This window comes from Ruminococcus sp. AF20-12LB (assembly GCF_003478985.1).
GTDB lineage: Bacteria > Bacillota > Clostridia > Lachnospirales > Lachnospiraceae > Blautia_A.
The window spans coordinates 182,564-193,209 of sequence record NZ_QUGH01000008.1 but is presented as its reverse complement, the minus strand read 5'-3'; the positions used below and the strand labels follow the sequence as shown (position 1 = coordinate 193,209).

The following is a 10,646-nucleotide window of genomic DNA, read 5'->3' as shown; positions in this document are numbered from 1 at the left end:
CAGCAGTCAACATCCGTGAAGAAGGAAAAAGAATCTATAAAGAATGTGCCTGACGGCACAAGAAAAAAATCCGTAACCGGATAAACATAAAAAACAAAACCGCGGGACACGCGGGGATAGCCTGTTTTAGCTTTGCCCTAAAGGGTAATCGAGCAGGAAGCCCCCACTTCAAAATCGTAAGATTTAAGTGGTGGGAGCATGTCACTGTATAATGTTACTGAAACCTGACAAAATCATGCGCCTAAAGGATAAAAATATGAATGACCTTCTCTTCTCCGTTTTTCCAAATGAAAACTTTGTTGATATCGGACTATATCAATACGGCTGGGAGCACTGCACTCCGGCACATTCATTCGGCCCGGCCGCACGAAACCATTATATTTTTCATTATGTGATCTCCGGTACAGGAACTCTGATGGCAGACAATTCCGCAGGAGAGACCATCACCTATCAGGTAAAAAGCGGCCAGGGTTTCATGCTTTTTCCCGGTCAGATCAACACCTACATTGCAGATACCGACTTTCCATGGGAGTACACCTGGGTGGAATTTGACGGACTCCGGGCAAAAGAGATCGTGGAAACTGCAGGTTTAAGTCAGGACCATCCGGTCTATCACAGCCACTCTGCAGATCTCCGTCAGAAAATGATGGAGGAAATGCTTTATATCAGCCATAATTCCCAGGAATCACCCTTCCATCTTATCGGACATACCTGGCTTTTTCTGGATTACTTTATGCGCTCTGCTGAAACTGTCCGCATGAAACAGGATGGAAGTATCCGTGATTTTTATATCAAGGAAGCGCTCTCTTTTATTGAACAGAATTTCCAGAATGATATTTCCATTGAGGATATCGCAGCCTGCTGCGGCCTGAACCGAAGCTACTTCGGTAAGATCTTCCACGACACCATCGGACGTTCTCCCCAGGATTTTCTGATCAGCTATCGCATGACCAAAGCTGCAGAACTTCTTAAGATCACAGCCCTGTCTATCGCAGATATCGGAAATGCAGTCGGATATCCCAATCAGCTGCATTTTTCCCGGGCTTTCAAAAATATATACGGAATTTCGCCAAGAAACTGGCGGATGAAAAACAGACTTGTTGAAAAAAAGCCTCCGGACAGAAAATAGCCGGAGGTTTTTTATTAAAAAATATATTTACTTAAAATGTAAATTTATCAGCAAAATATGCGTCAAGCTCATCAATCTTCACACGTACCTGCTCCATAGTGTCACGGTCACGGACTGTAACTGCACCGTCATTTTCAGACTCGAAGTCATAAGTGATACAGAACGGAGTACCGATCTCATCCTGTCTGCGGTAACGTTTACCGATATTTCCACGGTCATCGTACTCACAGTTGTACTTCTTGGAAAGCTGCTGGTAGATCTTCTCAGCACCCTCGTTAAGCTTCTTGGAAAGCGGAAGCACACCGATCTTAACCGGTGCAAGTACCGGATGGAAATGAAGGACTGTACGGACATCGTTCTTCTCTGCATCCAGAACTTCCTCATCGTAAGCGCTGCAGAGGAAAGCAAGTACCATACGGTCTGCTCCAAGTGATGGCTCGATAACGTATGGGATATATTTCTGTTTCTTCTCATCATCAAAGTATGTGAGATCCTGGCCGGATACATTCTGATGCTGTGTCAGGTCATAATCTGTTCTGTCAGCGATTCCCCAGAGCTCACCCCATCCGAATGGGAAAAGGAATTCCACATCTGTGGTAGCCTTGCTGTAGAAGCTCAGCTCTTCCTTATCATGGTCACGGTAACGAACCTCATCATCCTTAAGTCCGAGAGCACTCAGCCAGTCAAGGCAGAACTTCTTCCAGTATGCAAACCACTCAAGATCTGTATCCGGCTCACAGAAGAACTCAAGCTCCATCTGCTCGAACTCACGGGTACGGAATGTGAAGTTACCCGGTGTGATCTCGTTACGGAAGGATTTACCGATCTGGCCGATACCAAACGGAATCTTTTTACGGGATGTTCTCTGTACGTTCTTGAAGTTTACGAAAATACCCTGTGCAGTCTCCGGTCTTAAATATACAGTATTCTTGGCATCCTCGGTAACACCCTGGAATGTCTTGAACATCAGGTTGAACTGACGGATATCTGTGAAGTTGTGTTTACCACAGCTCGGACATCCTACCTCGTGTTCCTTGATGAACTCCATCATCTTCTCCTGGGACCATGCATCTACGCTTCCCTCAATGGCAATGTCATGCTCTGCACAGAAGTCCTCAATGAGCTTATCTGCACGGAAACGCTCGTGGCACTCTTTACAGTCCATAAGAGGATCAGAAAATCCGCCAAGATGTCCGGAAGCTATCCATGTCTGCGGATTCATAAGGATCGCACAGTCAACACCTACATTGTACGGAGACTCCTGAATAAATTTCTGCCACCATGCACGTTTTACGTTATTTTTAAGCTCTACACCAAGATTTCCATAATCCCATGTGTTTGCCAGGCCGCCGTAGATCTCGGAACCCGGGTAAACAAATCCTCTGGCTTTTGCAAGAGCTACGATCTTTTCCATTGTCTTTTCCATGATTTCTCTCCTCTTGACTTGCAGCTGTTCCGCCAAATGCGTCCGGAAAACCCCGGAAAAAGCTGCCTTTTTTACATTTTTGGTCTTATTATACTAGTATCCTCATGATTTTTCAAGGATATTTCCATACGCGTTGCATCCTGTCCTGCTTTTGAGTTACGGTTATTCCGCAGCCGGCAGGGATCTATCTCATCATTTCCAGGATCTCCAGACTTTTAAATCGTTTGTCTGTATTCAGTTCCGTATACCGGTAAATGTGGCGTTCCAGTTCCCGCAGCACATCATCCCGCACAGTAAACGTATACAGTTTTGCTAAGGGGGACACGGCTATGTAGCGCATAGCATACAGGGCAGCCGCTGAGATCCGTTTCCTGTCCATGGCCATCGTTTTGCAGTCTGCACACAGGATCCCATGCTCGTCCTGGGAGAAAAAAAGTTCTCCTGTTTCTTCCTCCGTAAGCTCTCTCCCGCAGCCCGCACACTGGAACAGCTGCGGCATCACGCCCTGGATCACCATAGTCCGCAGTTCATAGATACAGCGCACCAGCCGATCTTCTATATGAGGATTCAAAATGGCTTTGATGGTCACATAGAGAAGATTCATCATCTCCTTCTCATCCGTTCCTTCTTTGCCAAAATAATCTGCCAGCTCCAGAAAATAATATCCATAGTAAACCCCCGGCTGCCGGGTAGCCAGCTCCACAAAATGATGCTGCACGCTGACCTGGTTCAGATTATAGCTTGTCCTTCCCTCATAAAGAGTAAAGCTTCCGAATACAAACGGGTTAGCTGCTGCCATGAACGGACTGTTCTGTCGTCTCGCTCCCTTGGCAAAAGCGGATATCTTCCCCCTCTCTCTTGTGAGAAGGACGATCCGCTTGTCATAATCCCCTACCGGCATGGCAGAAAGTACCACTCCCTGTACGGTAATCAGATCACTCATTTTCAGATTTCTTTCTTATCATATCCAAAGTTCTTGATCAGGAAATCACTGTCTCTCCAGTTCTTAGTCACCTTGACCCAGAGCTTTAGGTTTACCTTTGCTTCCAGCATACGCTCCAGCTCATAGCGGGCATTGCTTCCGATCTTTTTCAGCATGGCACCCTGTTTTCCGATGATGATGCCTTTGTGGGAATTACGCTCGCAGATGATGGTCGCATCAATATCTATGATGTTGCTTCTTCCCGGACGTTTCTTCATACGGTCGATGGCAACGGCGATCCCGTGAGGGATTTCCTCATCCAATGCATGCAGAGCCTTCTCACGGATGATTTCTGCGGCGATCTGGCGCTGAGGCTGGTCGGTAACTGTATCCTCATCATAGAACATCGGTCCGTACGGAAGATATTTGAAAATACTTGGAATGATATCCTGTGTGTTTTTTCCGCGGAGGGCAGAGCAGGGAATGATCTCTGCAAAATCACAGATCTTACGGTAGGTATCGATCGCAGGAAGAAGCTCTTCTTTTTTTACCGTATCGATCTTGTTGATGATGAGAATCACAGGAACTCCAACCTTCTGCAGCTGCTCGGCAATGTGGCGCTCTCCCGCACCTACGAATGTGGACGGCTCCACCAGCCACATAATGGCATCTACTTCCTTCAGGGTTCTCTCCGCAACCTGTACCATGTATTCCCCGAGCTTGTTTTTTGCCTTGTGGATACCCGGTGTGTCCAGAAATACGATCTGTCCCTCATCACAGGTGTACACGGTCTGTATCTTGTTTCTGGTTGTCTGTGGCTTGTTTGATGTGATGGCGATCTTCTGTCCGATAAGATGGTTCATCAGCGTGGATTTTCCAACATTCGGTCTTCCAATGATCGCAACAAAGCCTGATCTAAAATTGTTATCCATTCTTTATCCTCTCATAATTCTTTCACGGCCTGCTATCCCATTTAACGGATAGCAGGCTTTGTTTCTCAGCAGCCGATCAGTGGCTTCACTTCCATGAATACATCTTCTGCATTCTCTATTGCAGTCTCACTTCCCACTACGCATATCTGATCATCGGAAAGTACTGCTTCTACAAGAGCTGCCAGTTTCTGGATATCCTCCTTCTGCGCTCCGAGGATCTGATTTCTTTCCTTCTGGAGCATATCCTCTGTAACCTTGGAGAAATATGCGGTTTTTGAGATACTTCCCTGCATCTGCGGGGTTCTTGGCACATCCTTGTTGCTGATCGTTCCGATGATATATTTTGTCATCTCACGCTCATCAGCCTCAAAGGCACGGATATAATCCGGCACGCCCTGGTATACTTCCAGGGTTCTCTTAAGATGGGGATCACGGTAGGATACCAGGAAGCTCTCCCCGTTTCTCTTAAAGCCGCTCATGCAGCCATACGCTCCACCCTTTACACGAAGGTTGATCCAGAGATAATCGTAGCTTAAGATCACTTTCAGGATTTCCAGTGCGCCGGTATACTCCAGGCCTTTTTTGCGGAAGTTTCCGTTCTGTGCCACATACTGGACCTGGCCGGAGGTCTTGAAGGCTTCGTTTTTCTTTATGCAGGGGGCCTGCTTCACAGGCTCCGGCTTCTGTCCGTTAAACAGGACTTTTTTGATCCCGGCAGCCTGTGTTTTTACTACATCCAGAGATTCTCTCTCTCCGGTATAGCTTACACAGAAATTCTCCGGACGAAGGACCTCTTCCATCACCTTACGGAGATTTTTCACGATTTCATCCTTGCAGCTGTCAAAATCCTTTTCCAGTTTTTCGATAAACTGATAATATCCGATTCCTGCCATCTCATCCTGGAATGCCGCCATCGGAGATGCGTAGGAAGCACCACGGAGAACTGCTGTGGAATGGCCTGCACTTGCAAGGCTGGCCTGGGCTCTGGATCTCACTCTGGCAATGATCTCATAGAGACGTTTGGTGTCATCCAGCTTCGAAGTTGTAAGAACCTCCCGGATCATGGAAAACATGAAATCCATCTCCGGATATAACGCTTTTCCTCTTACGGCAAACATGGCACGGAATGCATCGGTATCCTGGGCATCATCAAAAACCTCGATTCCATAGGCAATACCGCCGGTTCTCGCATTCACTTCATTAAACAGCTCGCCATAAGTGTAATTCTCCGTATCCACTGCACCAAGCACGGATTTCAGAAGTCCCAGATAATGGACTGTGTCAACATCAAAGTCATGGATTTCAAAAAGAAGGTCTGCATAACCGATACCATTGGTGCACACATCATGATACAGAAACAGGCTATCAGCTACGTGGTGCTCCTCGTTTGTCAGCCCTGTGATCTCTTTTTTGATGTCTTCTCTGGAGAGCATAGGGATGCAGGTCAGAGCTTCCGGAGCTTCCTCTGCTTCCTGATAAGCCTCCAGCGCTTTGGTGTGCTCTACCATCCGGGTAAGCTCTTCATCAGAAAGGCTCTTTCTGTAATTCTCCAGCTTTTCTTCCAGTTCCTTATCTCTCTTTGCTGCAAGGCCCTTCTCCGGTACCAGAGAAAGGATCGCACCATGGGTATTATCCAGAAGATATTTCCGGATCAGCTCCTCAAAATATCCCTCTTCCAGGGCTTTCTTAAGGAACTCAAAGCCCTCCAGAAGCTGCACCTCGCAGAACGGCTTCGTATCATCATAAAGCCAGCTGCTTAAAATATCCAGGCCATACATCAGTCCCTTCGGATAAGAAGAAAAATCTGCTTCGCGAAAACGGAATTCGTAGTAATTGATCCCGGCTGTTACTGCCTTTTTATCAATTCCCTCCTCTGCGATCTTTGTGAGAGTGTCACGGATCACCTTTATGAATTCCTCTTTCTGGTTTAAGTTTGCTCCTTTTGCTACAATGGAAAAATAAGTCTGCTTGATGCCATCCTCAAAGGAGCCGTAAATATCTTTGCCGATCTTTGCATCCAGAAGTGCCTGCTTCAGTGGTGCACCCGGTGCGCTCAGGAGAGCATAATCCAGAACCTCGAAAGCAAGACTCAGGTTGATATCTGCCGCTTCACCCACAACCATATTGTAGGAAAGATAGGTGTTATCCTCTTCTCCCTCATCCTCTGATACCGGATAAGGCTTCTGAATGTCCTTTACCTGAGCAAAGGTTTCCTGATCCCGGATCTCAGAATCAATGGCAAGAGAATCAAAGGCAGACAGATAATGGCTGTCAAGAAATTCCAGCTTCTCCTCCATATCCATGTTTCCGTAGAGATAGATAAAGCTGTTGGACGGATGATAGTACTGTCTGTGGAAATCCAGAAATTCCTCATAGCTGAGATCCGGAATATTTACAGGATCTCCGCCGGACTCACAGCCATAGGTTGTATCCGGGAACAGCGAATTCATGATCTCTCGCTCCAGAACATCATCCGGTGAGGAAAAAGCACCCTTCATTTCATTGTAAACGACACCGTTGTATTTCAGCGGGCCTTCTTTTTTCTCCAGATGGTAGTTCCAGCCTTCCTGACGGAAGATCTCTTCTTTTTTGTAAATATTCGGATAGAATACTGCATCCAGATATACATGCATCAGATTCTGGAAATCCCGGTCATTGCAGCTTGCTACCGGGTAGCAGGTCTTATCCGGATAGGTCATGGCATTAAGGAAGGTATTAAGAGAACCTTTTACCAGCTCCACAAAAGGATCCTTAAGCGGAAATTCCCTGGAGCCGCACAGTACGCTGTGTTCCAGTATATGAGCAACACCTGTACTGTTTTTCGGCGGTGTACGGAATGCAATGTTAAAAACCTTATTCTCATCACTATTCTCGATGAGCATCACTCTGGCTCCTGTTTTTTTGTGTCTCAGAAGCCATCCTTTTGAATGAATATCCTGAAGCTCTTCTTCCTTCAGGACTTCATATGCGTTCAGATGATTGGGATTCATAAAATAGTAACCTCCTGAATGTTTCTATTCACACCCGATATGAATCTTCGTTCAAACAGTCTCAGAATATTTTATCGGATGCATGGCAACAAAAGGCTGCCTGAGTATTCAGACAGCCTGAAACGGAAGCGCTCCGGCCTCCTAAATGTTTCCTTCGTTGGGATAATACTGTCTGTAGATCTCTCTGGCAGCTCTTGTGATGATTCCAAGCTCAGCTTCCATTCCAAGATTAGCCGGAAGCTCCACAGCTGTTTCCCTGATGTCTCTCTGGACCTTGGCCTTCGCACTGTCCTCCTTGATGTGGATCAGGCCGAAAATCATTGTGTTATAGGATTTATCTGTCTGACAGAGATCCATGTAGACCAGAACCAGATGACAGCATTCCCGGTAAAGAAGCTCCTCATAAAGGCCGCCCCTTTCCTGGAGTTCCTGAAATTTCAGTTTCTTAAGATACTTGCCTATCTCTTTCTTCGCACTTCTTGTACCAAAGAATCTGGAAGCGGAATTCCGGTTAAACTCCATGGTCATCCAGAGACCGAGATAACCGTCTGCCCTGGTATCACCAGTCTCAGCTTTATCGCTGTAACGGATTTCCCAGAGTTCCTTGCGGATCCTGTTTTCTTCCGGTTCTTCTCCTGCTGCAATGGACTGCTCCAGAAGCTTCAGACGCTCCATGGGATCTTTCTCTCTATAGTATTTCGCAATTGTTGGTGTATCCATTCATTCTTCCTCCTGATATCTGAATATTATATCAGACAACCTGCCAAAAATACACCCCTATCTGTGATTTCGAAGCTTTTTCCCGGGGCTTTTCACTCTTTTTCCGCGGTTATCACATAGATATACATTACGGATATACCACAGGGTCTTATCCTCTCCGTATTTATCCAGGATCCGGAGAAGCCCTTCCAGTTCTTTCTTTGTCTGTGGGTGGATAAACCACAGCTTCTCCTTGCTTTTCAGAAAATACTGCAATGGTTCATGATAGGTATATTCCTCTCCCAGATAATTTCTGGATGCACTGATCCGGTCCATGACCATTTCCGCTACATATTTTCTGGGCATTCTGGCTCCCATGATCACATGCTCACCGTCAAGGGAATAGTCTACCCAATGTTCAAAATGGTGTCTGTTTCTTCCCTTATGGTGCAGCCAGGACATGGATACGCCGGTTGCCTCACGTTCTGCGTTATTAGGACTTCTTGTCCCCTGATAATATTTACAGCCTACCAGAAATTCCGTCGGGGAATATTTGGACAGGTCATGAAGTAACCCCTGCTTATATAACCCGATACGAAAACAGTACTTCATCACCAGAAGCTTATGCTTCGTGATGGTCCTGAAGTGCAGCCACGGGTGCCATGATCGCATCTTTCTCCGCCTCCTGTCTGCCCAGCAATACCACAATGGCACGGGGACCTATTTCGATTGATTTTTTATATTCTTCTTCCTCTTCCAGACAGAATCCTGTTCCGTGAAGAGAGGTATCTGCGATTTTTTTCCAGCACATACCTTCCGGGAGATTGGGCAGAGCAAGGCTTCGGTTTTCCCAGTGGAAATTATAGCCGATGTAAATAAAATCATCCTCTGCAGCCTCCAGATCCTCTTTTTCCCTTGCATAGGCTCCGTAGTACATCATACCGAGAAGCCTGCTGGTATTCTCATAGCTCAGATACCAGGCACGTTCCCCGTGAAGAGACACATCCGGGAACCCCTTGGTCAGATAATCTACCCCTTTCAGTTCCACCGGCATATGAAGAACGGGATGGGCCTTACGAAAAGCAATGGCATCCTTTACAAATTCCCTCAGTCCCTGGTTTCTGGAAAAGCCCTTCCAGTCTGTCCATCCGGTAGCATTATCCTGACAGTAGGCATTATTGTTTCCGCTCTGGGAATTGCCGAATTCATCACCGTGATAGATCATGGGAACACCCTGACTCAACAGCATCATCAGAAAGGCATTTTTGATCTGGCGCTCCCTCATCTGACGGACGGAAACCTTACGGGTAGGACCTTCCACACCGCAGTTCCAGGAATAATTATAGCTGCTTCCGTCCAGATTGCCCTCGCCATTGGCCTCATTATGCTTATAATTGTAGCTCACCAGGTCATTCATGGTAAATCCATCCTGGCAGACCATGTAATTGATCACTCCATGATTCTCGCTGTTATGACGGATATGCCATGCTGCAGCCTCCACCATACCTTCATCGCTTTTCAGGAAACGGCGCATATCCTGGAGAAAATTCATATTGCTCTCCGCTCCGCAACGTCTGGCCGGAAGCTTTCCTCTGTAAAAATGATCAAAATCAAAGCCCTGAAAGATCAGTTTTGCTCCGGAAAGGATTCCGTCCCGAAGAAGCATCTCCCGGTTAAATCCCTCTCCCAGCACATGAAATCCATCTACATGGTAAAAATCTCTCCAGAACTGCAGGGCTCGAAGAGCCATCAGGCTGTCTGTTTCCTCTGGAAAATAGAATTCCATGATACAGGCAATGCCGTTCTTGTGCAGTTCCCGGATCATATACCGAAATTCCTGCTCCGGTTCTCTGGTACTGCAGTAAGCACTCTTCGGGCTGAAATAAAAACCGGATGCATAGCCCCAGTAATTCACTACATTTTCCTTTCGGCGAGTCTTGATGTGTTCACTGCTTTCCTTCGGTTTACTGATCGGAACCTCACAAAATTCATAGGCAGGCATCAGTTCAATGGCATTGATCCCAAGTTCTTTCCAGTAAGGGATCATCTCTGTCAGGCCAAGAAAGGTCCCCTTATGGGAAACCATCTTTCTGGCAAGCTTCGTATAACCACGGACATGAAGCTTGTACAGGATCATATTTTCATATTCTACTGCCGGTGCAGTTTCATTTTCCCAGCCGGAAACATTCTCATTAAGGAAACGACAGCGGACCTCCTTTTCCGGATCGTAAGGTACTCCGAAATGCTCTCTCCCGTGAAGTCCGTATGCATACGGATCCTGCACGATCTCACCGTCTATTTTATAATTATATTCAAAATCCTTCAGAGAAGCACTGCACAGCTTCAGTGCCCACACACGTCCTGTATGGAAATCCTTTGGAAAAACGATCTCCACCGGTGAGGCAGCTCCTCTTTTTTTATATAAAAGCAGGGACACTTCGGAATCTTCCGATGCCTCCACTGCAAAATTATAACCGCCCTCCATTTTGTTGGCTCCAAGTATCAGCGGCTGACCTTTCTCCACTCGACCTAATCTGCGGCTTGCCAA

At 46.6% G+C, this 10,646-nt stretch carries 8 protein-coding genes; 1 reads left to right on the top strand and 7 read right to left on the bottom strand.

Annotated features, from left to right (window positions below; translation table 11 throughout):
• Window positions 1–211: 211 nt before the first annotated feature.
• Window positions 212–1,129, top strand: a complete 918-nt coding sequence (locus tag DWX61_RS11790) for an AraC family transcriptional regulator (RefSeq protein WP_353652874.1) — start codon at window positions 212–214, stop codon at window positions 1,127–1,129.
• A gap of 31 nt (window positions 1,130–1,160) precedes the next feature.
• On the opposite strand, the gene DWX61_RS11785 is transcribed toward DWX61_RS11790, so the two are convergent.
• From DWX61_RS11785 to DWX61_RS11755, 7 genes are all read right to left on the bottom strand, one after another.
• Entirely contained in the window at window positions 1,161–2,555 is a 1,395-nt protein-coding gene (locus DWX61_RS11785; RefSeq protein ID WP_118625429.1) for a glycine--tRNA ligase, read from the bottom strand.
• Window positions 2,556–2,739: 184 nt separating this feature from the next.
• The gene (gene recO, locus DWX61_RS11780; RefSeq protein WP_118625427.1) at window positions 2,740–3,498 is read right to left on the bottom strand and encodes a DNA repair protein RecO; all 759 of its coding nucleotides are present in this window, start codon (window positions 3,496–3,498) and stop codon (window positions 2,740–2,742) included.
• Between the two features lie 2 nt (window positions 3,499–3,500).
• Entirely contained in the window at window positions 3,501–4,409 is a 909-nt protein-coding gene (gene era / locus DWX61_RS11775) for a GTPase Era (protein WP_015525809.1), read from the bottom strand.
• Between the two features lie 65 nt (window positions 4,410–4,474).
• The gene (locus tag DWX61_RS11770; protein ID WP_118625425.1) at window positions 4,475–7,399 is read right to left on the bottom strand and encodes an insulinase family protein; all 2,925 of its coding nucleotides are present in this window, start codon (window positions 7,397–7,399) and stop codon (window positions 4,475–4,477) included.
• Window positions 7,400–7,540: 141 nt separating this feature from the next.
• Window positions 7,541–8,119, bottom strand: coding sequence for a DUF6553 family protein (locus DWX61_RS11765; RefSeq protein ID WP_118625423.1), 579 nt, complete (start codon window positions 8,117–8,119; stop codon window positions 7,541–7,543).
• Window positions 8,120–8,176: 57 nt separating this feature from the next.
• Window positions 8,177–8,770, bottom strand: a complete 594-nt coding sequence (locus DWX61_RS11760) for a DUF5662 family protein (protein ID WP_330672010.1) — start codon at window positions 8,768–8,770, stop codon at window positions 8,177–8,179.
• Window positions 8,721–10,646 carry a Type II secretory pathway, pullulanase PulA and related glycosidase gene (locus DWX61_RS11755; RefSeq protein WP_118625447.1) on the bottom strand — a complete coding sequence of 642 codons (1,926 nt, stop codon included), beginning with the start codon at window positions 10,644–10,646 and terminating at the stop codon, window positions 8,721–8,723. Before DWX61_RS11755 ends, DWX61_RS11760 begins: the two co-directional genes overlap by 50 nt.